The organism is Pseudomonas sp. MWU12-2037, assembly GCF_023242345.1.
Lineage (GTDB): Bacteria > Pseudomonadota > Gammaproteobacteria > Pseudomonadales > Pseudomonadaceae > Aquipseudomonas > Aquipseudomonas gingeri_D.
In genome coordinates, this window is record NZ_JALLIZ010000007.1 from 228,529 (window position 1) to 252,418 (window position 23,890).

Here is a 23,890-nt window from a genome sequence, read left to right on the forward strand (position 1 = left end):
ACCGAAGCCGAGGCAGGCCACTTCAATAACCCTTACCGCTGATTATCGTAGTGATCCCGTAGAAACTCATACAGGTGATAAACCCGTAACAAGTTAACTACGAGGCTCCAGGTACGCCGAAGAATCTTGGACATACATTGACCCCCAAAGTGGGCCAACCCTCCAGCATACTTACCGGAACACGTATGCCTTCGAGAACTACGTTGTTAGTCTCAGTGAGGTGGCCAGGCCGATGGCCCCCTGAGCCAATCCGGCACGGGGTACTAAACCGTGTCAGGAGGTCCCAAATGCGCGCGCTGGCTTGACCACTTCAAAAAGTCTTTTAACGAAAGAGCCAAAAAATCATACCTCAGCTCGAATATGGAACTGAAAACAAAAAGTGTTACTTATCCGAAAAACCTCAATCAAAAAATTTCAGGCATTCAACTCACCTCAACACTCAGAAATATGATGAACCACTCCCAGGCTTGCGTGATAAACATGACTTCAGTAGAGTAAAGGTTCGTTGTTAGTCTCAGTGAAATGAGCAAGCTAGCTTCACATCAGGCTTGCGGAAAAAACCACCCTACTAAGGTGGTTTTTTTTCGCCTCGATTTATCCGGCAGCGGCCACATCGCCGCTCGCTTACCCTCAAAACCAGGGCATGCCCGAAGGCACCGCGTCAACCCAACGGCTATCGCTAGCAAGCGTGTTCTCAGGAAATATCGAGAAGGTAAGGCACAGCAGCTATACAGACAGGACATTCGTCAGTCGAACAGGAGCACCCAACGTGCCCCTGCCCACCGGCGCCAACGCCGACAACCGACCCGGACTCACTCAAGCCCAGGGATCAGTGACTCAGAACCAGCCGCGTTTACCAACCACATAAGTCTGCTCGAAGTCGTCTTCGGACTTGAGCAGGTAAATGATGAACTCAACAAAGGCGACAATACTGATCACGATCGACGGGATACCCAGCAGCAGCCAGCCGAACAGGAACACCAGCAGCATGATCACGCCCTGGACGTTGTAACCCAGGTAGAACTTGTGCACGCCAAAGGCACCGAGAAAGAACGCCAGCAGGGCCGCCGGGATCTTCTTGGAGTTGCCGCTCGCCGCAGCGCCGTCGGCGAAGATGGCTTCGGCAAACGCACCATTGCTGGCGAAGTCGACGCGCGCGCCGGCCTTGGGCAGTACCGCGGCTTTCCACTCGACCACGTCGAAGGTGTAACGGTTGCCGTCATCACCGGAAATAATGCCGTTACGGGTGTTGGTGTCGTAACTCAGGATCTTGCCTTTCATTTACAGCTCCTTGGGAAGAACGGGACAGGGGGATGCAGGGTAGTGTTCAGGGGATTAAAGGCAGGGAAATCACTTTTCCCGGACAACCCGAACCTGCGCGAACGCTCCATCGACAATCGCCGAGCAGCGCTCGTCGAGATCAATCAATACGGTCGGGTGGTTTTTCAGGTTTGAGTAGTTGGACCGACAGGCCATCGCTCGTCCTTGAAAAGTGGCTACCGGACAAGGCTGAAATCGATCAGCATGTCGTCGGCAGTTTCACTGCGTATTCCTTAACCGCTATGAAGGCCTGAGTCGCTGGCGCGTGGAGAGGGCCAGTAGCAGAGGGCTTTGGGGAGGAAAGCTACTATTTCGCTAGCGCGGCGTCTAGAGGGGACAGGAAGGAATGGGACATTGCGGGTAAAAGTGCGGCAACCGCCGGGATAAAAAGCGCGGGAGCCATGGCTCCCGCGCTTCATGCATCAGAACGCGATACCGACCTTGGCACCGTACTCGTCAATCTTGAGTTTGGTGTTGTCCGCCAAGTCGGAATCACCATCCAGTTTGAACTCGGTGTGGGTGTAATAAACGCCCGCGACAATCGGCAACGAACTTTGCTGGTTGAACAGGAAGTTCACTTCGGCATAAGGGTTGGTATGGTCCTTCAGGTCCACCGTATCGGAGCCTTCGCCAGCGACCCTGATCTGCCCCTCGCTGCCAATACTGCGGCGCACGCCCGCTTCGACGCGCATCGTCGCGGCATCGAACTGATGGTTGTAGCCCAGCGCGGCCTTGGCAAACGGCGAACGGCCGGTGAGCTTGATGTCGTAGTCGGCGGAGTCGGGCTCGTAGCGGGTCCAGCTGTAACCGCCACCCACGATCACATCAAAGAAGTTGTGCGAGTCCAGCGCCGCACGCCAGCCGAGGTCGAGGTCGCCCTGGCCTTCCTTGAGTTTGTTGTCATCATTCTTGCCGTACTTCACTTCAACACCGGCCTGGTAGATCAGGCCGGATTCGGCGGTCATCTTGTTGCCGAAGTTATAGAACAGGCCACCAGTGGGCATATGACTTTTCTCGGACTGACTGCCGCCCTCCAGCTTGAAGTGGCTGTAGCTGCCCAGGACGCCGAATTGGGAAATAGGGTCGATGGAGGGGGCCGCCATCGCGATCATCGGGGTGGCGATCACTGCCAGGGCCGAGGATTTGATGAACAGGTGAGTCAGACGATTGAACATAAGCACTACTCCATTAGGGTGTAAACGTGAAGAATCCGGTGGTCTATGAACAGGAAAATGATCATTTGGTTCAAAAAACATTGAGCAAATGTTCATATTTCCGTCATTTTTCTAACTCAGGCAAAAAGCGACGCGCACGCTCTACCCTGCGGCATGCCGGGTAGACGCCAATATTCGCGAGGGGGGGCACAGCCGAGTACCCAGTCGGCCGCGCACAAGTCAGCCAGTGCGAAGCCTCAAACCAAAGGCCGCCCCATCATCCGTGTCAGGATCGCCAAAGGATTGGACTGAGGGTCGTACTGTTTGTCGGCAGGTATGTGCAGGGTCTGCTCAAGCATGTACTGACCGGACATGACCGCATGGGGCACCTGGTCCGAGAAACACACCCAGACCGAGCCGGCGGCAAATGGCATCGTCACCTGCTCAGCGGTTTCCTGATAGGTCTGATCGCCCTTCATGCCGTCATGCAACTGCAACATCAGGTGGTCATATTCGCTGCGGTATGACTTGGTGATGTGCAACGCCTTCAACAGGCTGGCCTGCCAGGCCGCATAGGGTTTGGCCCGTGGCAGGAACTTGCGGGCGACCGTTTCGAAAGGCTCGCCGACACGCCACACCCGCGGCACACCCTCGGGATTGATGTTGCTGAACACCCGCAGAATCCGCTCGCCATAGTTGGGACGCGAAGGAAAGGCGTCGACATGCAGGCGACGATCATCCGCACGCCAGGACTGGGCACGGGTCTCGACCTGCATCGGACGGTAGCTGGTAGGTGCCAGGCGCAAAGCACCCTGGTAGCGGGGCAGCAGCGAGTACACCAGCGTCTGCGCCTGCTCACGGAAGCGTCCGATCATCTCGGTCAGCGCCTGTTGCACGGCAGCATCGCCTTCGGCGCCCTTGAGGTGATTATTCGCATCCAGGCTGATATTACGAGCCTTGGGCGAGCGAATATCCGGACGGAGCAAGGACTTCTCCTCTTCCCGCAGTTCAAACGACAACCGGGGGAAATAAAGCACCTTGCCCGCTTCCAACGCAGCGATCCAGTCCGCGTTCACTTCAGGCATCCGCCAATCGGCGAAATCGATGCCTATTATCTGAGAATCCATTTCCTCAGGGGGCCTCTTTGTGGAGTAGGCCTGCAATGATGCGGCGAGCCGACCGACCATTGCAATGTTTTGTTACCTCTGATTACAAGATGTCGCTCCCAAGAGGGCTCAGCTAGAGGCCTCAACGACCTACGCGGCGGTTCTGCAGAGCCCGGAAATCCTGACTCAGGCGACAGACGGTGAGCTGTGTCCGGCAACGTCTTTCTCTCAAACCTCCAACTGCACGACCTCGATCCCCAGGCGCCGGTAAGCCTGAATATCCCCCGACGGCACAAAGTGCTCGGTCAGCATCGTCTGCAAGCGCGTACAAGGCGCCACCACAAACGGTTCCACGGCCCCGAGCTTGTCGGCCGTGGTCACCGCCACCACATGCGAGGCGCTGTCGAGCATGGCCTGTTTCACGGCGACTTCGTCGTAATGCAGGGAGGTAATACCCATCTCCGGGTGAATCGCGCAAACGCCGGTAAACAGCAGATCGGCCTTGATACCCTGGATCAACCGCACCGCCTCATGCCCGCCAGAGGCCATGGTCGCCGGGTTGAGCTTGCCGCCCGCGAGGATCACGGTAATGCCCGGATGTTCGGCCAGGGTCATGGCGATCATCGGCGAACAGGTGACGGCGGTGATCGACAGCCCGGACGGCAGCGACTGGGCAATCTGCAAGGTGGTGCTGCCGGAGTCGAACAGCACGATCTGCCCCGACTCGACCCGCCGGGCGGCCATTTTCGCCAACTGGGTTTTCACTTCATTGGGTTCGGCGACCCGGGTGAAGTAGTCCTTGCCGGTGTCCTTGGGACGCGGCAACGCACCGCCATGGACCCGCTGCAACAGCCCGGCCTGGGAGAGCTCGGCAAGGTCGCGGCGAATGGTGTCTTCCGACACCGCGAAATGCTGGCCCAACTCCGAGGCCATGACCTTGCCATCCCTTTCGAGCAACAACAGGATCTTTTGCCGCCGCAAATACGGCAATTCCGAAGCTTGGTGAACGCTATGCATGTTTTCGCCTGAGTCTGCATGTTTGTGCCGACTTATACGAGACTCCCGGGCGAATAGCAACTCAGGGCGAAGGGGCTCTCAGGCAAAGCGCACCTCAAATACGAAAGCCGCTGACCAGTTGCTCCAACCGAGCCGTCTGCTCCTCCAGGTCGGAACAGGCCAGCAGCGTGGCATTGAGGTTCTCCACCGCATCCTTGTTCAAGGTGTCGATCTGGGTGATGTCCATATTGATCGCCTCGACCACGGCGGTCTGCTCTTCGGTGGCGGCGGCCACCGACTGGTTCATCCCGTCGATCTCGCCGATACGCCGGGTGACCTGCCCCAGATGCTCGCCGGCCTGATTGGCAATGGCCACGCTCTCCGCGCTGTATTGCTGACTCTCGGCCATGGTCCGCACCGCCTGCCGGGAACCGACTTGCAGCTCCTCGATCATCCCGTGGATCTGCTGGGCCGAGGCCTGGGTTCGTCCGGCGAGGTTACGCACCTCATCGGCGACCACCGAGAAACCGCGCCCCGACTCGCCGGCACGGGCTGCTTCAATGGCGGCATTGAGTGCCAACAGATTGGTCTGCTCGGAAATCGCCTGGATCACCTTGAGTATCTGGCCGATGCTCGAAGTGTGGCTATTGAGCTGCTCGATCCGCGCGCTGGAGGAAAGGATCTTGGCCGACAGTTCATTCATCGCCTGGATCGAGCGCTCGACCACCCGCCGTGCCTCATCCGCCGTGTCCCGCGCATCGGAGGCGCCTTGTGAGGCATCCGCGGCATTCACGGCGATCTCCTGGGCCGCGGCACCCAGTTGATTGATGGCCGCCGCGACACTGCTGGTGCGATGGGACTGGTTGTCCGAGTTGCTCATCGAGGCGTTGGAGGCGTTGACCACCCGGCTGGCCACCTGGCTCAAGCGGGCGGTGGTCGAGGCCACTTCGCGGATCGAACCGTGGATACGCTCGACAAAACGGTTGAAGGCCCCGGCCAGGTTGCCGAACTCGTCACGCGACTGGATCGGCAAACGCTGCGTCAGGTCGCCATCACCCTGGGCAATGTCCTCCAGTGCACGGGTCATATGGTGCAAGGGTTTCATCAACAATCGGATCAACAGGCTGAGCAGGACAAAAGTGATGGCCAGCAGCACGACGGTGGCGATCACCACAGAAAGACGAAACTTGGCCAATGCCGCGTAGGCTTTATCCTTGTCGACGGCCAGGCCCACCGACCATTTCACCGAAGGCAGGCCCTGCACAGGCATGAACGTCAGCAACTGCGTGCTGCCCGCCTGATGCACCTCGGTCAGATCGGCGCCGATCCGCGCCGGCTCCATACCGTAGATATCACGCAGGTTCTTGGTGACCAGGGTCTTGTCGGGGTGCACCAGGATATTGCCGTCGGCACTGACCAGAAAGGCATAACCGATGCCGCCGAAATCCTGGGCATTGATCATCCGGGCCATCTTGTCCAGGCTGATATTGACCCCAAGCACACCCAGAACCTGATCGCCAGACTTGATCGGCGCCGCCTCGCTCATGACCAGATAGTCGCTGCCCACGCCGATATAGGGTTCGGTCAGGATCGGACCGTTTTTCACCGCATCCGAATACCAGGGCCGCTGGCGGGGATCGTAGCCGTCGGGCATGACCCGTTCCGGGAAAATGTCGAAGGCGCCGTCACGCGTCGCCCTGTAGCTGGCGACAAAGGTCGAAGTGAGCGCAGGCTGCTGAAGCAGAGTACGGACCTTTTCCTTCGCGGGGTCGAGCGCAATGACCTGGGCCATGGCGTCCACCAGCAGCAAACGATCGCTCAACCAGGTTTGAATATTCTGGGCCAGGACCTGCCCGGTAGTGTGCAAGTTGTTCTCGATATTCCCACTGATTTCATTGCGCTGTTGATAATCGCCATACAGTGCGAACACCGCAAAGACCACAACAACCACGGTAGAAACGGCGAGCAGGATCTTTTGACTGAACTTCAAGCGCATATTCATGGTTTTGGCTACTGCACAATGGAGGGCTTTTTGTTTGGTTTTATATCAAGGCAGGGCAAAACAATGGGCAGGGCGAAAGTCACCCTTAATGGAGAAAGTTTCAGTGTTAGTTAAAAGACTGTCAAACAACAAATATCCGGGGGCTGGCATCAAAAAAACTGATCGCCCCTGGAGTTACAGTGTTCTCTTTACCGTTGTATGAAGTTGCCAAGATTTTATTTGTGAAAGGACGTGATAACAAACACATCCTCCGGGCACCACCTACAAGGCCCCTTGCACCGGCAATGCCACCAGGGCGATCAACCCGCCATCAGCCCGATTGCTCAGGATCAGCGCCCCCCCCTGTTCCAGCACAATCGCCCGCGCCGCCGACAAGCCCAGTCCGACACCACCGGTGCTCTTGTTACGCGAACTCTCCAGCCGGAAGAACGGTTCGAACACCTGCTCAAGGTAATCCGCGGCGATGCCCGGCCCACGATCCTGCACGCGGATCAGCAGCCGTTCTCCGTCCGGTTCCAACTCGATCGATGGCTCACGACCGTATTTGATGGCGTTATCCAGCAAATTGCCGATGACCCGCTTCAACCCCAGCGGCCGCCCGAAATATACCCATCTGGACGGTCCCACGAAGTCGACCTCAATCCCCTGGTCGCGATAATCGTCCACCAGGGTCTGCAGCAGCTCCGCGAGGTCGAAGGAAGTCGCTTCTTCCAGGCGCGCATCGTCACGGAAGAACTCCAGTGCCGAGTTGATCATCGCCTGCATTTCATCGACGTCGCGAAACAAGCGCTGCTGTTGTTCCTCATCCTCGATGAACTCACCGCGCAGGCGCATGCGGGTCAAAGGCGTGCGCAGATCATGGGAAATGGCCGCGAGCATCTGCGTGCGGTCCTTGATAAAGTGCTGCAACTGGGCCTGCATGGCGTTGAAAGCGAGGATAGCCTGACGGATTTCATGGGGCCCCACCGGCTCCACCGGCGGTGCCCGGAAGTCAACGCCAAAACGCCGTGCGCCCTGGGCAAATTGTTGCAGGGGCCTGGCCAGGCGACGGGTGGCGATCAGCGTGACGACAGCGGTGGAAATCAGCACCAGTACGATCACGATCAGCCCACGCGGCCCCTCCTCCAGCCCCCAACTGCGTGAGGCGGCGGAAAACATCAGCCAGGAGTCATCGTCCAACTGGATCAGCAAGGCATAGCGCCCACCTGGGCCTGGCCAGTCGGAGGGCCGATAGGCCTCGATCCGGCGGTTCGGCGCATTGAGAGCCCGGCGTATGGCCTCCGATCCCCGACCCCGGACTTCTTCGACGATTTTTGGCTGGGCGATATCCTGACGGTCGAGGTACCAGTTCACCTGCATATTCGGATCGCTGACCACCGCCGCCAGACGCGCACGCTGCCCGGGGTCGGAAGCTTCGATCACCCGACTGATGGAGGCGATCTTCTCCAGCAGGCCGGTCTCGATCAGGGAGGGATAGGCCCAGACTCCGGCCAGCTTGACGAACAGCGCGTTGAACCCCAGCGCCGTGAGCATGGCCATCAGGATGGTCAGGGCGATCCAGCGTGCCACCGTGTCCTTGGGGCGATAACGCCCGGCTCCGAAGCGGCTCACTGGCGTGTCACATCAGGGGTGAACAGATAGCCGCCATTGCGCACCGTGCGAATCATCGCCGGGCGCTTGGTATCGAACTCCAACTTGCGCCGCAGGCGGCTGACCTGGACATCGATGCTGCGGTCGAACGCGTCATGGCTGTGCCCGCGCGCCAGGTCCAGCAGTTGCTCGCGGGTGAGAATGCGCTGGGAATGCTCGACAAATACCAGCAGCAGATCGAATTCCCCCGCCGACAGCGGGATCATCACCTGATCCGGCGAACGCAGTTCACGCCGGGTCAGGTCCAGTTGCCAGTCGGCGAAGCGGATCAGCGGGCGCGGCACTTCACCGGTCAACGGCCGGCTTTCCCCGGCCCGGCGCAATACCGCCCGAACCCGCGCCAGCAACTCGCGGGCATCGAAGGGTTTGCTCAGGTAATCATCGGCGCCCATTTCCAGGCCCACCACCCGGTCGCTCAACTCGCCCATGGCGGTCAGCATGATCACCGGAGTGGCGTATTGCCGACGCAGGCGCTGGCACAGCATCAGGCCGTTCTCTCCCGGCAGCATCAGGTCGAGGATGATCAGGTCCGGGGCCTGGCGCTCCAGCGCGGCCCACAACGCAGCGCCATCAGCGGCGACTTCCACCGTGTAGCCGTGCAACACAAAAAATTTCTTCAGCAGGGCAAGGACCTCGAGGTCGTCGTCCACGATCAACAGACTGCTCACCGGCGGTCATCACTCGAAGTGGGAAAGAGCTCCATCTAAAACCATTCGCCGCGCTCCGTCATATATTTCAATGCGGTAACAAACTGTCAGCGCAGCAATAAAGCAGACATCTTTGCGCAAGGCGCGGCTGCCAGCATCAGCCTCCCGTATTTCGCAGAGACCGTTTGCCCATGCCCCCGCTCAAGTGTTCGCCCGCCCTGCTCCGTCACGCCGCGCTGTTGCTGACCGTTTCGTACCTGGCCGGCTGCAGCAGCTCGGCCCCGGTGGCGAGCGCCAGTTGCGCGCAAGTCGACCATCCAGTGTTCGACCCGGCCCAGCGGGTCAATCGGGGAATTTTCGCCTTCAACCAGGTCGTCGATGACTATGCCCTGGCCCCCGTGGCCCGTGGGTATCTCCACCTGCCGAATTTCTTCCAGCGGGGTGTGCATAACTTCACCACCAACTTTGGCGAGCCCAAGGTCTTCGTCAACGACTTGCTGCAAGGCAACCTGAAACGTTCGGCCACGACCCTGGGGCGCTTCACGGTCAACACCACCCTCGGCGTGGCGGGGCTGATCGATGTCTCGGACCCGATGGGCATCCCCCGCCACACCGCCGACTTCGGCCAGACTTTTGGCGTCTGGGGCATCGGCAACGGGCCCATCGTCGAGCTGCCGCTGCTGGGCACCGGCAACGCCCGCGACGCCGCCGGGCGTGTTCTGGGGCTTGCCTTCAACCCCTTCGGCACCCACAGCGACACCGTCAAGACCCTGGAGACGGTCAACCTGGTCGGCGGTGTGATCGACCAGCGTGCCGAACTGCTGCCGCTCACCGACAGCCTGAAAAAGCTGCCGGACTACTACAGCGCCCTGCGTAATGTCGTCGCCGAACATCGCGCGGCTTTCGTGCAGGAAGGCAAACAGGGCAGCACCCAGCCTGAGAAGGACCGCTGCCAGGGAGCCGCCCAGGATGGTTTCTGAACAGCGGGCATTGATCCTTGAGCAACGGGTGAGCAAGCGCGCCGATACTGACCTGCACTGCCATGAAGTCAGCCTGCGGCTGTCGGACGATCGGCGCCACCTGATCCTCAGCCACTACACCGAGCACTACAGCCCGCAAGGCTCGCAATGGGTCGAACGCCATCAGCAGGTGGCCATGGACGATCTGTTGCGCTGGCTTGCCCACCGGGCGGAGCAAGGCGCCTGACCTGGCGCCCTTCTCATCGACCTCGAGTGTGAACCCGGCACCCTCGAGGCTTGCCCCGCTCCTACAGTTTCTTCTCTATTTACCCCTCGAACCCGCGTAATACTTGAGCCCCGCACCTTCGGGATTTAATATCCACGCCGCTTATGTCGAGCATCAGTACCGGTTGCACGCCTGGCCCGCTCAGGTCGACACCGAGAAGAAAAACTAGAGAAGGTGAAGCAATGACGGGTGAAAACCTGACACCGGGTTTGCTCAAGCGCGGCCTGAAAAACCGCCATATCCAGCTGATTTCCCTGGGCGGGGCCATCGGCACCGGGCTGTTCCTGGGTTCTGCCGGCGTACTCAAGTCCGCGGGCCCGGCAATGATCCTCGGTTATGCGATCTGTGGGTTCGTCGCGTTCCTGATCATGCGCCAGCTCGGCGAGATGATCGTCGAGGAACCGGTGGCCGGCTCGTTCAGCCACTTCGCCCATAAATACTGGGGCGGCTACGCCGGCTTTCTCTGCGGCTGGAACTACTGGGTGCTCTACGTACTGGTGGGCATGGCCGAACTCACGGCCGTCGGCAAGTACGTGCAGTTCTGGTGGCCCGATGTACCGTCCTGGGTCAGCGCGGCGGTGTTCTTCGTGCTGGTCAACCTGATCAACCTGACCAACGTCAAGGTGTTCGGCGAAACCGAATTCTGGTTCGCGATCATCAAGGTGGTGGCGATCATCGGCATGATCGCTCTCGGTTGCTACCTGCTGATCAGTGGCACCGGCGGCCCGCAAGCCTCGGTCAGCAACCTGTGGAGCCACGGCGGGTTCTTCCCCAACGGTTTCAGCGGCCTGCTGATGGCGCTGTGTTTCATCATGTTTTCCTTCGGTGGCCTGGAGCTGGTGGGCATCACCGCCGCCGAGGCCAGCGAGCCGCGCAAGGTGATCCCCAAGGCGATCAACCAGGTGGTGTTGCGGATCCTGATCTTCTACGTCGGCGCCCTTACCGTGCTGTTGTCGCTGTACCCGTGGGACCAGTTGCTGACCACCCTCGGTGCTTCCGGCGACGCCTACAGCGGCAGCCCGTTCGTGCAGATCTTCGCCCTGATCGGCAGCGACACGGCGGCGCAGATCCTCAACGTGGTGGTGCTGACCGCCGCCCTGTCGGTCTACAACAGCGGCGTGTACTGCAACAGCCGCATGCTGTTCGGCCTGGCCGAGCAAGGCGATGCACCGAAATCCCTGATGAAACTGAACAAGCAAGGCGTGCCAGTACGGGCGATTGGGGTCTCGGCGCTGGTGACCTTGCTGTGCGTGGTGGTCAACTACGTGGCGCCCCATGAAGCGCTGGAGTTGTTGATGGCGCTGGTGGTGGCCTCGTTGATCATCAACTGGATCGTGATCAGCCTGACCCACCTGAAATTCCGCAAGGCCATGGAACGGCAAGGCGTGGTCCCGGGCTTCAAGGCCTTCTGGACCCCGTTCAGCAACTACCTGTGCCTGGCCTTTGTCGCGCTGATCCTGGCGGTGATGCTGATGATTCCGGAGATCAGTGTCTCGGTGTATGTGATGCCGCTGTGGGTGCTGTTCATCTATGGCTTGTACCGGCTGCGGCTGGCCAAGGGCCGGATGCGTACCGTCAGCTGAAAAATAAAAAGCCGAGTGCACCGCAAACTGTAGGAGCCTGGCTTGCCAGCGAAGCCTTTGGCGCCTTCAGGTACGCCTTCGCGGGCAAGCCCTGCTCCTACAGTACGGCGTCGAACACACAGATTGCGTATGACACAAATTCCCTGGAGGTAGCTTCCGACAGCTACTGCGCGTAAGGATCAGGGCTTGCCCGGATGCGGCGCCGGATAATCCCGGGCAATATCCAGTGGCCAGGCATAGGGCCCGTCCCACAGTTGCTCATGCAAGGCCTCGATCCGCTCGGCCATGGCGCTGTTGTGCATCACCACTTCCAGGTTGCGCGAGTTGTCGAGGTAGCCGCCGAGCCAGTTGCTTGTCCCGACCCAGGCCACCTGCCCGTCGATCTCCATGGTCTTGCTGTGGATAACTCGCGCATAGGGGATAAAGCCCTGCGGGTCCTGCGGCAAGGTGACGATCTTGACCTGCACATTGGGCAGGACCGCCAGGCTCTTCAGGTAGGCAATCTCCGGCTTGCCGGTGTTCCAGTCGGAGACCATCAACTTGATCGACACCCCGCGCGCCGCCGCCGCACGCACCGCGTTATCGATCACGGCGTAGTACGGGCGGGTTTTGTCCGGGCCGTAGGACAGTGGTGCATAGTCGAGCAATTGCACTCGCACTTCATGCTTGGCCTCGGCCAGCAAACGCGGTAATTCCAGCTGCGAATCGCCGACGCCGGGCGGGTTGTAGCGTTGCGGGCTGGCCACCAGATAGTTGCCGGTGCGCGCCGGTTCTTTCCCGGCCTTGGGCAATGGCACCGGCTTGTTCGCCGCCAACGCGGCCTGGGCCTTCCAGTCCTGGTCGAAAATCGCCTGGACCTGGCCGACCATCGTTGCCTCGCTGACAAGCAAGCCGGTTTCATGGATATGCTCAAGCGAGCGCCAGTCGAAATTCTGGCTGCCGATAAACGCCTGCCGACCGTCCACCACCAGGTACTTGGCGTGGATGATGCCGCCACTCAGGCGTGCGTAGGGCAGGACGCGGAAGGTCAGGTTGGGGATCTGGCGCAGCCGTTCGAGGGTGGCCTCCTCGGAGAGCTTCACACCCTTCTCTTCCAGCAGGAAACGAATTTTCACGCCACGCTTGCCGGCGGCCTCAAGACTTTCAATGACCTTGTCCATCACCGAACCGGGATGGTCCGCGGCATAGAACTGGCCGATATCAATGCGGCTTTTGGCGCCGTCGAAGAGCTCGATCCAGACCGGACCGGGTTGACGCAAATCGGGGGTGCCAAGATCGGTGGCGAGCGGGACGGTATGCACCAGCTCGAAACCGGGAATGGAAAAGTCCGCCTGGGCCAGCGGACTGAGCAGCAGGCCGACAAGGCTCGCCATGCCGACGCGAAGCAGTGTCGGTTGAAACTTAAGGAAGGGGGACATAAGGGTTTCGCCTGGGAAAATAAAACAGCCTGGTCCTGGAGCGAACCTTGATCAACGGGCTTGCCCCAAGACCAGTGTAGGAGCTGGCTTGCCGGCGATGAGGCCAGTAAGCCTTGCATCGCCTGATCAGCCGCTATCGCCAGCAAGCCGGCTCCTACAAGGGACAGTGGTGACTCAGGCCGTCTGCAACTGCGCCGGGCTCGCCGCCCGATGCGGCACTTCGCCCTGCACACGAGCACCACTCGACGCGCGGATCAGCAACATCTTGAGCTGGTCGTTGATGCGCTCCAGGCTGTCCTGGAAGAAGTTGTGGAACACCACGCAGAACAACGCGATGGCAATCCCCAGGCCGGTGGCGAACAAGGCCGTCCCGATACCACCGGAGATCTGGCCCGGGTCGGAGACACCGGCACTGGCCAAGGCCTTGAAGGTGTCGATGATGCCGAGGATGGTCCCCAGCAAACCCAACAGTGGCGCGGCGGTGGTGATGGTCTCGATGATCCACAGGCTGCGGGCCAACGGCGCGCGACTGGCCAGGTACTGGGTGTCGATCACATCGTCCAGGTCCTTGCGCGGACCATGGGTGGCCTTCTGTGCCAGCACCGCCGAGGCCATGTCCAGCGGCAGGCTGTCACGCCGGGTCAACGCCTGCGGCAGGTCCTTCGCGCTGTGCACATGAGAGCCCAGTGCCTCCATCAGCGCCCGGGCCGAGCGCCGGACATAAGCGAAGTAGATGGCGCGCTCGATGGCGATAAAGATCGCAATCGCCAGGGCCGCATACATCACATAGAAGGTGATTTCGTGAAGCAGGTTCATGTCCATGATCGGGTGACCTCTGTCGGTAATACGCGTGGGACAAACATCAGAAATTCGCTTCCAGCGACATGGTCACCGTACGATCCAGGCCCACGATGTAGGCCGGGTCGCCATCGCGGAAACCGCTGTAGGTCGCCGAGTTGGTCTTGGTGGTGTACACGCCGTCCAGGTACTTCTTGTCGAACAGGTTGTCGACGTTCAGGCGCAGGGTCGCGCTCTTGACCACCTTCTTGTCCACCGGCAGGTAGATACCGGCGCCAAGGTTGAACACGGTGCGTCCGGAGATGGCTTCGTCGTTGGTCAGGTCGCCATACAGCTTGCTGGTGTACTTGCCACCGAAGGTGCCGTAGAACAGGCCGTCGTCATAACCGATATTGGCCGCCAGCATGTTCTTCGGCACGTTGGCGAACTGCTTGCCGGCAGTCGGCAGCAGGATGGCCTTGCCGGCGTTGTAGACGGTCAGGTTGTCCTTCTGCTCGGCGCGGGTGTAGGTGTACGAGGTATAGAAGTTGAAGTTGTGCGGCAGCAGCCCGCTCCACTCCAGCTCCAGCCCCTTGTTGTCGACACTGCCGGCGTTGATGTCGGCGAAGTCGCCGTTGATGTCCTTGGACGACACCTGTCGGTTCTCGAACTGCATGTAGAACAGGGTGGCCGCGATGGTCATGTCCTGTTCGGTGTAGCGCCAGCCCAGCTCATGGTTCCAGCTGGTTTCCGGCTTGGAGTCGATGGAACCCGCCCCCTGGTCATACAACACGTAGTTCTGCGGCACACGCATGTTGCGTGACAGGCTATAGAACAACTGGTCATGCTCGTCGAGCTGGTATTTCAGGCCGGCGTTGGGCAGCAGCTTGTTGTAGGTCTGGTGACGTTTTTCCGCTTTCTCGGTGATGCTGCCGTGGTTGGTACCGTCACGCTCGACGTTCATATAGGCGAGGCCGGCCACCAGGGTCCAGTCCGGGGCGAAGTACCAGGTGTCCTGGGCCCAGACTTTCTGTGCCGGGGTCACGGTGAAGCGGTCACGACCCTGGACCTCTTTGCCATTGGCATCGACCACATAATCGGAATCCGGCCAGATACTTTCCGGCTTGCCACTCTGCTTGAGACGAATGAACGGCTGGGTCTGGCTCTGGCGCGCGCGCTCATACCAGTAGCCGAATTGCAGGGCGTGGTCGCCCAGATCCCAGTTCAGCTTGGTGGTGATACCCGGACGCCAGGTCTGGGTCCGTGAAGGCCGGTAGTAGACGCCGGTGTTCGGCTGGCCGTCGGCGTTGTACTGGGCGGCGCTCGGCAGGTTGCTCAGGTCGAAGACCCCGCCGACGTTGGAGCCGCTGTTCAGTGCATAGGCCGAGCTGCCGACGCCACTGCCGTTACCCCAGTAGTAATACGGGATCACCGACAGCGACAGGTTGTCGGCCAGTTTGAACTGGGTGTTGAGTACGCCGGTAAAGGTCTGGAACGGGTTGAGCGCCAGGCCCTCGTAGCTGCTGATCTTGCCGTTGCTGCCCAGGGCCGGAGTCGACGGATAGGGGTCGTAGGTACGCCCGTATTTCTGGAACTGGGCCTTGGTCAGCTGGCTGTAGCTGGCGTTTTCCTGCTCGTGATACTTGAGGATCAGGTTCGCGGTGTTGCCGCTGCCCATGTCGAAGAAGCTGTTCCACTCGACCTTGTCGGCACGCTCGGCGCCGTTGCCGCGCCATTTCTGGCCTTCGGTGTGGGAGAACGACAGCCAGTTGCTCAGGCCGTTGACCTCACCGGTATTGAGCCGGGCGAAGGTCTTGGTGGTGGCATGGCTGCCGACCACTTGCTTGACGAAGGCCCCGGTTTCCTTGGTCGGGCGAATGGTCACCACGCCGATGTTGCCGCCGCTGGAACCGATGTGCGGGCCGTCGGCCTCGGACGAACCCTGGGTGACGAAGATCTGGTCGATGTTCTCCGGATCGCCCAGCAGGTTGGCGTACAAGGCATAGTTGCCGGAGTCGTTGATCGGCATGCCGTCGATGGACATGCCCACCTGGTCGGAGTTGAGTCCGCGCATGGTGAAGCGGAAGCTGCCCAGGCCGGTGGCGTCTTCACTGGAGATGTTCAGGCCCGGGGTGTACTTGAGTTTGTCGATGGCGTTGCCGGTCGCGGTCTGTTTATCCAGCGCTTCCTTGGTCACCGTGGAGCGCCCCTTGACGCTCTCCTCCTGGACCATGTAACCGCCACCCACGGTCGCCTTTCCCTGGACACCGATGGTACCGACGTCACTGTCGTTACTGTCCGCCAACGCGACACCTTGGCCCATGCTCGCGGCAATCAATGCCAGGTGAATCTTTGAGAACCTCATCACTGTATTCCTGATCGTCGGTGCTTTTATTGCACGCTGTAGTTGAAGGTGGCGGTGAAGCGCTGCTCGTCACGTCCGCCAAAGGCTTGTTCAGGGAAAGGCTTGACCTGCTTGATGCGATGCAGGCTGTTGGTTGCCGCACGGTTGAGCAGCATGCTCGGCGCCGGGGTCTGGATCCCGGAGTCGAGGACACGGCCCTGCCGGTCCACCAGCAACCAGACCACCACCTCGCCGCTGGGGCGTTCGAGGGAGGCCTGACGTCCGGTGGGGTACTGCTTGTAGGTATCCAACTCGTTGCGCAGGCCCTTGAGGTAGCCGCCCTCCAGCGCCTGGCCGTCGACTTTCGGCGGCGGCGGCGGTGGAGCGGCCGGTGCCGGTGCACGGGCGACCACGGGCTCGGCAGCGGGCTTGGCCTCGACCGGCTTCTCCGCCGGTTTGGCCGTCACCGGCTGTGGCTTGGGCACAGGTTTCGGCTTGGGCTTGGGCTCAGGTTTTGGTTCGGGCTTCGGCATCGGCTTGGGCGGTGGCGGCGGTGGCGCGGGCTCGGCCTCCTCGTCCTCGATCACCGGCGGTGGAGGTTCTTGCTCAACCACCGGCTCGGGTTCGGGCTCAGGCTCGACCAACGCCAGCTCGACCGCCGACTCGTCGTACACCGGCTGGACCTTCAGCGGCTGGGACTGGATGCCCATGGCAATCAGCACCAGCGCCACGATGGCCGGGACACTGCCCAGCCACTGACGGACTCGAAACAGGACGTACATGGTCAGGACTTACGCGTGGCGATGGAGACGGACGTGAAGCCACCCAGACGCAAGGTGTCCATGACTTCCACCAGGCGCGCGACTTCCACGCCCTTGTCGCTGTTGACGATGATCGTCGACTTGGTATCCGGCTTCTGCGCCGCCTTGAGTGCCGACACCAGCGCGTCCACGGCAATGTCCTTGCCGTCGAGTTGCAACTGGCCGGCGAGCCCCAGGGTGAGGATGAATTTGTTCTGTGGTTTGAGCTGCTGCGAACTGCTCGCGCTCGGCAATTGCGTCTTCATGCCCAGTGCCGGAATCACGTTCAGGCTCACCAGTACGAAGAACACCAACAGGAACATCATCACGTCGATCATGGGGATCAATTCGATGTGTGCCTTGCGCTTTTTGGGTTCGTCCCAGGTTCTCATTCCGATGCCCTCATTCGATTAGGGGCGCCAAGCTAGCAACGGAAAATGACCGAACGGTTAACATTAATTTACGATTTGAAGGCTCTAAACCGGGCCTTACAAGCTGTTACACAGTAAATTTATCCATGTAATGAACACGACACAATGTTGGTACAGTCTTGCAAAATTTGACTAGATGGACCTCCCACCATGAGTGTCGCCTTACCTCACCTGAACACCCGACGCCTGCTATTGAAGCCCTTACAAGCGGAGCAGGCGCAAACGTTGGCGTGGCTGGCGGACGATCCGGAAATCGCCAGCAACACGGGGGCGCTCCCCTCGCCTTACACCGTCGAACATGCACGGGAATTCATTGACGATCAGGAAGAGCAATACCGCTCCGCTCGTCAGATGGGACTGGGTATTCATTTGAGTGAAAATCGTGAACTGATCGGCGTTATCAACCTGAGACTCTCACCGGCCCATCACAGCGCGCAGCTGGGATATTGGATCGGGGCGCAGCATCGCAACCGTGGTTATGCAGGAGAAGCCGTCGGCGCGATGCTCGAGCACGGCTTTATCGAGCGCAAGCTGCAGCGCATTGCTGGTCATTGTTTCAGGCGCAACAAAGCCTCCGCACGGGTCCTGGACAAAGCCGGACTGCGCTACGAAGGCTGTCTGAAAGGCTCCTTTCTCAAGAATGGGGTCTACGAAGACATGCTGCTGTACGGGCTGTTGCGTGACCATTGGCAACCTCTCACCTGATCATCCGCGAGCCGTGTCCATGAACGATAAGCTTGTACCGAGCGAAAGCGAAAAGGGGGTCGACCAGGACCGCCGCCGAATTATCACCGGACTTGCCGGGGCGGCGGTTTTGTCGATCCTCAGCCCCTTTGCCCGTAGCGCGGGAGTCGATTATCCCTTCACCCTTGGGGTGGCTTCGGGGGATCCACTGCCGGACGGTTTTGTTATCTGGACCCGGCTGGCGCCGCTGTTCAACGCCGCCGACGGCAGCGGTGGCCTGAGCAAACCGGTGCCGGTGCGCTGGCGGGTGGCGAGCGACGCGGCGATGACCCGCCTCGTCAAACAGGGCGAGGTGGTGGCCGACCGGCGTTTCGCCCATTCGGTGCACGTCGAGGTCGCCGGGCTGGAAGCCGGACGGCCCTACTGGTATCAGTTCGAAGGGCTCGGCGCGCAAAGCCCGGTGGGGCAGTCACGGACCACCCCGGCGCTGACGGCCATGACCCCGGCACGCCTGGGTTTCGTCTCCTGCTCGCATTGGGAGCGCGGCTATTTCAGCGCCTACCGGCACCTGGCGGCGGAACAACCGGACCTGGTGTTTTTCCTCGGCGACTATATCTACGACAGTTCCTACGCCGCCGATTCGGGCAAGATCATCCGCCCCCATGGCACCGGCAACGCCGTCGACCTAGCGGGCTATCGCAACCGCTACGCGCTCTACAAAACCGACCCCGATCTCCAGGCCCTGCATGCCTGTGCGCCCTGCGCCGCGACCTGGGACGATCACGAAGTGCAGAATGACTATGCGAACCAGTGGTCGCAGGATCCGGCTGTTTCCACCGGTGATTTCCTGCGTCAGCGAGCGGCGGCCTACCAGGCCTTCTACGAACATATGCCGCTACGCGCCAGCAGCTTGCCGAGGGGACCGGACATGCGCCTCTATCGACGACTCGACTACGGCCGGCTGGTGCAATTCCATATCCTCGACGGCCGTCAGTACCGCTCCGAACAGCCGTGTATCCCGCCCAATCGCAGCCACCAAGGGCATGTCGCGCCATCAGATTGCGCGGACCTCAGCGACCCGAAACGCACCATGCTCGGCTGGGAACAGGAAGCTTGGCTGGAGCAGGGTTTTGCCCGTTCGAAAGCCCGCTGGAACGTGATTGCCCAGGACCTGCTGGTGGCACCGCTGATGCAACGCGATCCGGCCAGCCAGGCATTGGGACATTGGACCGATGGCTGGGATGGTTATGGGGCGACGCGGAATCGGGTGTTGGCGTCCATCGAACGCAGCAAGGTGAGCAACCCGGTGTTCTGGGGCGGGGATATTCATTCGTTCTGGACCACGGACCTGCACGCGCGCCCAGGTGATCCGCAGTCGAAGGTCGTGGCGACCGAGTTCGTCGGCACCTCGGTGACCTCCGATGGGCCGCCATTCGAGTTGTTCAACGGCGTATTGCCGCTCAATCCCCACGTGCGGTTTTTCGACAGTCGCCAGCGTGGTTATGTTTCGGTCGAGGTGCAGGAGCAAAAGATGCTGACCCACTTCCGGGTGATCTCCGATCCCCGGGATGTGAACGCCAGCGTGTCGACGCTCAAGCAGTTTGTCGTGGAGAGCGGGCGGGCCGGGGCAATCGAAGTTTAACCGGGGGACCGCGTTATCGTTCATCGCGAGCAAGCTTGCTCCTACAGTTTTGTGTCGTACCGTGGTTTTGTGAACGACACAACTCTTGTAGGAGCAAGCTTGCTCGCGATGCAGGCGACAGGGTCTGACAGGCCACCTTCATATCCAGCTCAAGGCAAACGCACATTCCCGTCATAGGGCGTCTGCAGATCCCGCTCCGGGATCTCCCAGATCAGCAACTTCGGCGGCGTCTGCTTGAATGCCGGGCTGTCGAAGTAGGTTTTCGCCGCCCCGGAAAACTCGCCACCATCCTTGGCGAAATTGCCCACCGGCGCGCCCACCGCCGCCTCCAGGAAACCGACAAAATTCGAGTTGCGCGAGAACGATGTACCAATCAACGCCGTGTTCGGCAAATTGTCATCACCAAACAAATCGTCAAGGTTCTCGCCTGTCGCCGCATCAGCCTTCTCCTTGATCAGCGTCGCCGCCACGCTCTCGGCCTTCGGCTGCAACGCCAACGGCAACCAGTCGATCCCCGCCAGGCGCACCAGGTCACCCGGTCGCACGGCACTGGCTTGCGTACTCAGTTCATAGCTCTTGCGCGGCGTCGCGCTGAACTTCAAGGCACCGACCGCCTCAGCAATCCGCCCCGCCGCAGCCTTGGCCCCGGCCTCGCTCCAGTGGGTATCGGTACGCAGGAAAGCGCCCTCCCCCAGCGCCTGCAAACCTGACGTCAGATCCACCGCCGCCACGCCCGCGCCTTGCAGCCCGGTCAACCAGGCGGCAATCCGTGGCTGGAATGCAATCGGACGCCTGAGCGAGCACAACTGCGCCGCCGCGATCCGGCTCTTGTCCGGCACCACCGCCACCAGCAATTCGATGCCGCGCTTGCTCAACGCCTGGCGCAAATCAAGCACCGCCTGCGCCTTGGCCTGGGCATTGATCGCCGCATTGCGGTTCACGCGCAACTCGTCACTCAGGAACAACCAACCCGGACAGCCCTCGCGCACCCGTGGCCCGAGGTCGCCGTCGATCAACCAGCTGCCGCCGCGCTCAAGGTCGGCGGCCTGCTTGGGCAATGGCGCATCCGACAGTGTCTTGGCGAAACGGTGGGTGATCTCGCCATGCAGGAGGATGTCCGGCGTCACCACCTTGGGCACGAACTCGATCGAACCCTTGATCATCAACCAGACGCAGGACAAGGCCCCCAGTGCCAGGAACAGGGTGAAGATCACGCCCGCCAGGGGACTGGCGCGCATCGCCAGCGCGCTAGGCGGCGTGGGTGCAACGGACGGGGATTGCGTTGGCTGGTTCATCAGAATTGAAAGTACAGAAAGGGCACGGCTTCACGGCTGGCGATCAGAGCGAACGACAGGGTGAACCCGAGCACGGGCCAAAGGGCCGCAGCCAACACGAACAACTCGTTGCCTGCGAAACGTCTTTCCACACAAGGCTGCAACAGCGGCGCGAGAATGCACACCAGGCCGAGCAACGCCGCCAAGCCATGCACCGGGCGCAAGGTCACGGCCAGGGCGTCGCCCAGGGCAAAACCGTGCTGGCCGAACTGGCCGCCATACATGCTCAGGGCCGTGGCGAAGTCCGGCGAACGGAACAGCGTCCAGGCCAGGCACACGAATAACAGCGTAGCCACATGACAGGCCCAGAGCGGCAACCCCGGCAGGCTGGAGCGCGACCAGGCCCGGTCGACACACAAGGCCACGCCATGGGCCGAGCCCCAGAGCAGGTAGTTCCAGCTGTCGCCGCCATGCCAGAGCCCGGCGATGGCCATGGTCAGGAACAGGTTGCGATAGGTTTTCCACACGCCTTTGCGATTACCGCCCAGGGCGATATACAGGTAGTCCCGCAGCCAACTGGACAACGACAGGTGCCAGCGCCGCCAGAAGTCCTGGATGCTGTAGGCCAGGTACGGGCGGTTGAAGTTTTCCGGAAAGTGAAAGCCCAGCATCAGTCCCAGGCCGATGGCCATGGCGCTGTAGCCGGCGAAGTCGAAAAACAGTTGCAACGAGTACGCCAGGCAGCCGATCCAGGCGTCGACAAAGGACGGGTTGTCCAGATGGAAAGCCACGTCCACCAGCGGTGACAAGGTGTCGGCCACCAGCACTTTCATGCACAGGCCGATCATGAACCGGCGTGCGCCAAGGGAGAAATTGAACCAGTTGAAATAGCGCTGGTTCAGCTCCCGGCGAACCCAGTCATAACGAATGATGGGCCCGGCAATCGAATGACCGAACATGGAGATGTAGGTGGCGTAGTTGATAAAGCTGCGCTCCACCGGCACCACATGCCGGTGCACATCCACCAGATAGGAAATCGCCTGGAGGACGATAAACGACAACCCCGCCGGCAAGGCCACACGCTGCCAGGCCATGGGCATGGCACCGTAATAGGTGATCAACTGGTTCCAGGTCGCGGCGAGGATATTCGCGTACTTGTACCAGCAGAGCACCAGGGTGTTGATCACGATCAGCGCGATCAACAAACGTATCCGCCCCCGCGAATCCTCCCGCGAGCGGTCCACCAACAGGCCGCCGACCCAGGCCAGCAGGGTCAGCACCATGTGCAGGAACAGGAACAGCGGGCTCAGCCAGCCGTAGAACAACCAGCTGCCGATCAGCAGGATGACGTTACGCCAGCCCGGGCGGGCCAGCGCATAGACCAGCAGAAAGGCTGGCAGGAACAGCGTCAGGAATTCAAGCGAGGCGAAAACCATGGCAACGGGCGCTTCCGATTCAGTTGGACAAGCTATCCGTGGCGGTAATCAGGCGAGGCCCCGACGACGATGGCAGTAATAACAAACTGTAGCGCTTGTTCGCCTCCAATGCGCCGAGTTCGACCGCCGAACCCACCGGACTTCCGGCACAGACCAACTGCACCGCCAGCGAAGCCCGCGGGTTCAGTTCCTGACGCCGAGGGTTACCCGGCGGCGCCTTCTGGAACAGGTCGACATCGCGTCCGGCCAGGTTGATCCGGGCGTCAGTGCAAGCCGGGTCGGCATCGAAAAATGCCAGCGAGGCCTTGAGCTGGTTGGGGATATCGAAGGCTTCGCTGATCACTACCTGTCGAATGCCTTGCTGTTCATCCGCCAGGGCGAACACCGTGGCGAAATCGCCGGCGTTGACCTTCACGTCCAGGGCCACGCTTTTGCCGTCACGGCTCAAGCTGCCCCTGATCGGTTGACCACCGGATACCGGAATAAAGCCGCTGACCACCTGGCCCTTCTCCAGCTTCAGGCTACTGCTCGCCCCTTCGGGGGTCAGTTCCAGGGGCGTGTCGACCGCGTTGACGAAACGCAGATAGGCCGAGTCCTGGGACGGGCCGGTGGGGTACAGGGCAATCGGCCCACTGAAGGCACTGGCACTCAGGGCCAGGCCGGCCAGGGCGCCAACGGCATTGAAAATCCGTTTCACTTTGCAGCTCCTTTCACTGCCGTGGCGGGCAGTTCGTTCAATGATTTGCCGATGGCCGCTGCCCATAACTTGTAGCCGGCGATGGTGAAGTGCTGGCCGTCGGAGGTGGTCCACTCGCCGGGCTTGGAAAACTTCGTCGAGTCGATATAGGTGCACGGCGCGACCATATTGGCCAGGGTGCCCGCCACCAGTTGGGTACGGACCTGGTTCTTGCCGTACTGGTTTTCGTTGGTGTTGCTGCCGTTGGCCTTGCCCCATGCAGGTCCCACCCAAACACACTTGGCACCGCTGTCGGCGATCTGCTTGGTCAGCGCGGTGACACTCTGGTAGGCCCAGACCTTGGGAAACGGCGTGGTCTTATAGGAGGCCATGGTGTCGCCCATGATCAGGACCACCAGGTCCGGTTTGTCCTTGGCGATCACGTCCTTGATCGGCTGCGTGTCGAGGGTGCCGCGACTCATCACCTTGATCTTTTCACCGGGTTCGCGAATCGCCCCGCAATCGAGTTTCAGCTTGGGCGTGACCCAGTCCGCCGGGTTGGCGCCACAGGCACCGATGGCGTGAACCTGGGCACCTTGCTGGGTCAGGTTGTCGTAGAGCGGGTTCATCAGCGAGTCGGGAAAGCTCATATGGCTTTCGCCAATCACGAGTAGGGTCAAACCAGCCAGTACGGAAGAAGCCATC

Annotated in this window: 21 protein-coding genes; 5 read left to right on the forward strand and 16 right to left on the reverse strand. The window is 60.8% G+C overall.

Going from position 1 to position 23,890, the window contains the following annotated elements:
• Nucleotides 1-837: 837 nt before the first annotated feature.
• From M5B42_RS15480 to M5B42_RS15510, 7 genes are all read right to left on the reverse strand, one after another.
• Nucleotides 838-1,281, reverse strand: a complete 444-nt coding sequence (locus M5B42_RS15480; protein WP_100941372.1) for a TM2 domain-containing protein — start codon at nucleotides 1,279-1,281, stop codon at nucleotides 838-840.
• 461 nt (nucleotides 1,282-1,742) lie between these two features.
• Complete coding sequence (locus tag M5B42_RS15485; protein WP_248746337.1) at nucleotides 1,743-2,495, reverse strand: porin family protein; 753 nt, start codon at nucleotides 2,493-2,495, stop codon at nucleotides 1,743-1,745.
• A gap of 236 nt (nucleotides 2,496-2,731) precedes the next feature.
• Nucleotides 2,732-3,601, reverse strand: a complete 870-nt coding sequence (locus M5B42_RS15490; RefSeq protein ID WP_152740991.1) for a Kdo hydroxylase family protein — start codon at nucleotides 3,599-3,601, stop codon at nucleotides 2,732-2,734.
• A gap of 207 nt (nucleotides 3,602-3,808) precedes the next feature.
• Nucleotides 3,809-4,597, reverse strand: coding sequence for a DeoR/GlpR family DNA-binding transcription regulator (locus tag M5B42_RS15495; protein ID WP_177099525.1), 789 nt, complete (start codon nucleotides 4,595-4,597; stop codon nucleotides 3,809-3,811).
• A 94-nt stretch (nucleotides 4,598-4,691) separates the two neighbouring features.
• Complete coding sequence (locus tag M5B42_RS15500) at nucleotides 4,692-6,578, reverse strand: methyl-accepting chemotaxis protein (RefSeq protein WP_152740993.1); 1,887 nt, start codon at nucleotides 6,576-6,578, stop codon at nucleotides 4,692-4,694.
• 261 nt (nucleotides 6,579-6,839) lie between these two features.
• On the reverse strand, nucleotides 6,840-8,117 hold the full coding sequence (locus M5B42_RS15505) for an ATP-binding protein (protein ID WP_152741025.1): 1,278 nt from the start codon (nucleotides 8,115-8,117) through the stop codon (nucleotides 6,840-6,842).
• Nucleotides 8,118-8,185: 68 nt separating this feature from the next.
• Nucleotides 8,186-8,896 (reverse strand): response regulator, encoded by a 711-nt coding sequence (locus M5B42_RS15510; RefSeq protein WP_177099522.1) that lies wholly within the window; start codon nucleotides 8,894-8,896, stop codon nucleotides 8,186-8,188.
• A 170-nt stretch (nucleotides 8,897-9,066) separates the two neighbouring features.
• Between M5B42_RS15510 and M5B42_RS15515 the strand changes: the two genes are divergently transcribed.
• From M5B42_RS15515 to M5B42_RS15525, 3 genes are all read left to right on the forward strand, one after another.
• Nucleotides 9,067-9,855 (forward strand): VacJ family lipoprotein, encoded by a 789-nt coding sequence (locus M5B42_RS15515; protein WP_103494591.1) that lies wholly within the window; start codon nucleotides 9,067-9,069, stop codon nucleotides 9,853-9,855.
• Nucleotides 9,845-10,081, forward strand: coding sequence for a hypothetical protein (locus tag M5B42_RS15520; RefSeq protein WP_103494590.1), 237 nt, complete (start codon nucleotides 9,845-9,847; stop codon nucleotides 10,079-10,081). Before M5B42_RS15515 ends, M5B42_RS15520 begins: the two co-directional genes overlap by 11 nt.
• Before the next feature lie 221 nt (nucleotides 10,082-10,302).
• Nucleotides 10,303-11,703: an amino acid permease gene (locus M5B42_RS15525; RefSeq protein WP_248746338.1), complete on the forward strand. Its 1,401-nt coding sequence runs from the start codon at nucleotides 10,303-10,305 to the stop codon at nucleotides 11,701-11,703.
• A 179-nt stretch (nucleotides 11,704-11,882) separates the two neighbouring features.
• On the opposite strand, the gene M5B42_RS15530 is transcribed toward M5B42_RS15525, so the two are convergent.
• The 5 genes from M5B42_RS15530 to M5B42_RS15550 form a co-directional block, all read right to left on the reverse strand.
• Nucleotides 11,883-13,121 (reverse strand): phospholipase D-like domain-containing protein, encoded by a 1,239-nt coding sequence (locus M5B42_RS15530; protein ID WP_248746339.1) that lies wholly within the window; start codon nucleotides 13,119-13,121, stop codon nucleotides 11,883-11,885.
• Nucleotides 13,122-13,295: 174 nt separating this feature from the next.
• Nucleotides 13,296-13,943: a MotA/TolQ/ExbB proton channel family protein gene (locus M5B42_RS15535; RefSeq protein ID WP_248746340.1), complete on the reverse strand. Its 648-nt coding sequence runs from the start codon at nucleotides 13,941-13,943 to the stop codon at nucleotides 13,296-13,298.
• A 40-nt stretch (nucleotides 13,944-13,983) separates the two neighbouring features.
• Nucleotides 13,984-16,263 carry a TonB-dependent receptor gene (locus tag M5B42_RS15540; protein ID WP_248746341.1) on the reverse strand — a complete coding sequence of 760 codons (2,280 nt, stop codon included), beginning with the start codon at nucleotides 16,261-16,263 and terminating at the stop codon, nucleotides 13,984-13,986.
• A 26-nt stretch (nucleotides 16,264-16,289) separates the two neighbouring features.
• Nucleotides 16,290-17,024 carry an energy transducer TonB gene (locus M5B42_RS15545; protein ID WP_248746342.1) on the reverse strand — a complete coding sequence of 245 codons (735 nt, stop codon included), beginning with the start codon at nucleotides 17,022-17,024 and terminating at the stop codon, nucleotides 16,290-16,292.
• Nucleotides 17,025-17,026: 2 nt separating this feature from the next.
• Nucleotides 17,027-17,434 carry a biopolymer transporter ExbD gene (locus M5B42_RS15550; RefSeq protein WP_100941360.1) on the reverse strand — a complete coding sequence of 136 codons (408 nt, stop codon included), beginning with the start codon at nucleotides 17,432-17,434 and terminating at the stop codon, nucleotides 17,027-17,029.
• Between the two features lie 189 nt (nucleotides 17,435-17,623).
• Between M5B42_RS15550 and M5B42_RS15555 the strand changes: the two genes are divergently transcribed.
• Together M5B42_RS15555 and M5B42_RS15560 are read left to right on the forward strand one after the other, a co-directional pair.
• Entirely contained in the window at nucleotides 17,624-18,178 is a 555-nt protein-coding gene (locus M5B42_RS15555; RefSeq protein WP_103494581.1) for a GNAT family protein, read from the forward strand.
• Between the two features lie 19 nt (nucleotides 18,179-18,197).
• On the forward strand, nucleotides 18,198-19,799 hold the full coding sequence (locus M5B42_RS15560; RefSeq protein WP_248746343.1) for an alkaline phosphatase D family protein: 1,602 nt from the start codon (nucleotides 18,198-18,200) through the stop codon (nucleotides 19,797-19,799).
• A gap of 149 nt (nucleotides 19,800-19,948) precedes the next feature.
• Here M5B42_RS15560 and M5B42_RS15565 read toward each other — a convergent pair whose 3' ends face one another.
• The 4 genes from M5B42_RS15565 to M5B42_RS15580 are packed head-to-tail and all read right to left on the reverse strand — an operon-like array spanning nucleotide 19,949 to nucleotide 23,889.
• Nucleotides 19,949-21,037, reverse strand: a complete 1,089-nt coding sequence (locus tag M5B42_RS15565) for a cell division protein FtsQ (protein ID WP_248746344.1) — start codon at nucleotides 21,035-21,037, stop codon at nucleotides 19,949-19,951.
• 56 nt (nucleotides 21,038-21,093) lie between these two features.
• Nucleotides 21,094-22,509 (reverse strand): MBOAT family O-acyltransferase, encoded by a 1,416-nt coding sequence (locus tag M5B42_RS15570; protein ID WP_248746345.1) that lies wholly within the window; start codon nucleotides 22,507-22,509, stop codon nucleotides 21,094-21,096.
• A 19-nt stretch (nucleotides 22,510-22,528) separates the two neighbouring features.
• On the reverse strand, nucleotides 22,529-23,206 hold the full coding sequence (locus tag M5B42_RS15575) for a cell division protein FtsQ (RefSeq protein ID WP_248746346.1): 678 nt from the start codon (nucleotides 23,204-23,206) through the stop codon (nucleotides 22,529-22,531).
• Nucleotides 23,203-23,889, reverse strand: a complete 687-nt coding sequence (locus M5B42_RS15580; protein WP_100941354.1) for an SGNH/GDSL hydrolase family protein — start codon at nucleotides 23,887-23,889, stop codon at nucleotides 23,203-23,205. Before M5B42_RS15580 ends, M5B42_RS15575 begins: the two co-directional genes overlap by 4 nt.
• Nucleotide 23,890 lies beyond the last annotated feature (1 nt).

Excerpts from the sequence above, each read along its gene's own strand:
- M5B42_RS15530 (WP_248746339.1), bottom strand. The coding sequence starts at position 13,121 with ATGTCCCCCTTCCTTAAGTTTCAACCGACACTGCTTCGCGTCGGCATG.
- M5B42_RS15500 (WP_152740993.1), bottom strand. The coding sequence starts at position 6,578 with ATGAATATGCGCTTGAAGTTCAGTCAAAAGATCCTGCTCGCCGTTTCT.
- M5B42_RS15525 (WP_248746338.1), top strand. The coding sequence starts at position 10,303 with ATGACGGGTGAAAACCTGACACCGGGTTTGCTCAAGCGCGGCCTGAAA.
- M5B42_RS15565 (WP_248746344.1), bottom strand. The coding sequence starts at position 21,037 with ATGCGCGCCAGTCCCCTGGCGGGCGTGATCTTCACCCTGTTCCTGGCA.
- M5B42_RS15570 (WP_248746345.1), bottom strand. The coding sequence starts at position 22,509 with ATGGTTTTCGCCTCGCTTGAATTCCTGACGCTGTTCCTGCCAGCCTTT.
- M5B42_RS15495 (WP_177099525.1), bottom strand. The coding sequence starts at position 4,597 with ATGCATAGCGTTCACCAAGCTTCGGAATTGCCGTATTTGCGGCGGCAA.
- M5B42_RS15555 (WP_103494581.1), top strand. The coding sequence starts at position 17,624 with ATGAGTGTCGCCTTACCTCACCTGAACACCCGACGCCTGCTATTGAAG.
- M5B42_RS15490 (WP_152740991.1), bottom strand. The coding sequence starts at position 3,601 with ATGGATTCTCAGATAATAGGCATCGATTTCGCCGATTGGCGGATGCCT.
- M5B42_RS15480 (WP_100941372.1), bottom strand. The coding sequence starts at position 1,281 with ATGAAAGGCAAGATCCTGAGTTACGACACCAACACCCGTAACGGCATT.
- M5B42_RS15550 (WP_100941360.1), bottom strand. The coding sequence starts at position 17,434 with ATGAGAACCTGGGACGAACCCAAAAAGCGCAAGGCACACATCGAATTG.
- M5B42_RS15540 (WP_248746341.1), bottom strand. The coding sequence starts at position 16,263 with ATGAGGTTCTCAAAGATTCACCTGGCATTGATTGCCGCGAGCATGGGC.
- M5B42_RS15535 (WP_248746340.1), bottom strand. The coding sequence starts at position 13,943 with ATGGACATGAACCTGCTTCACGAAATCACCTTCTATGTGATGTATGCG.
- M5B42_RS15580 (WP_100941354.1), bottom strand. The coding sequence starts at position 23,889 with ATGGCTTCTTCCGTACTGGCTGGTTTGACCCTACTCGTGATTGGCGAA.
- M5B42_RS15485 (WP_248746337.1), bottom strand. The coding sequence starts at position 2,495 with ATGTTCAATCGTCTGACTCACCTGTTCATCAAATCCTCGGCCCTGGCA.
- M5B42_RS15545 (WP_248746342.1), bottom strand. The coding sequence starts at position 17,024 with ATGTACGTCCTGTTTCGAGTCCGTCAGTGGCTGGGCAGTGTCCCGGCC.
- M5B42_RS15520 (WP_103494590.1), top strand. The coding sequence starts at position 9,845 with ATGGTTTCTGAACAGCGGGCATTGATCCTTGAGCAACGGGTGAGCAAG.
- M5B42_RS15515 (WP_103494591.1), top strand. The coding sequence starts at position 9,067 with ATGCCCCCGCTCAAGTGTTCGCCCGCCCTGCTCCGTCACGCCGCGCTG.
- M5B42_RS15505 (WP_152741025.1), bottom strand. The coding sequence starts at position 8,117 with ATGGCCATGCTCACGGCGCTGGGGTTCAACGCGCTGTTCGTCAAGCTG.
- M5B42_RS15560 (WP_248746343.1), top strand. The coding sequence starts at position 18,198 with ATGAACGATAAGCTTGTACCGAGCGAAAGCGAAAAGGGGGTCGACCAG.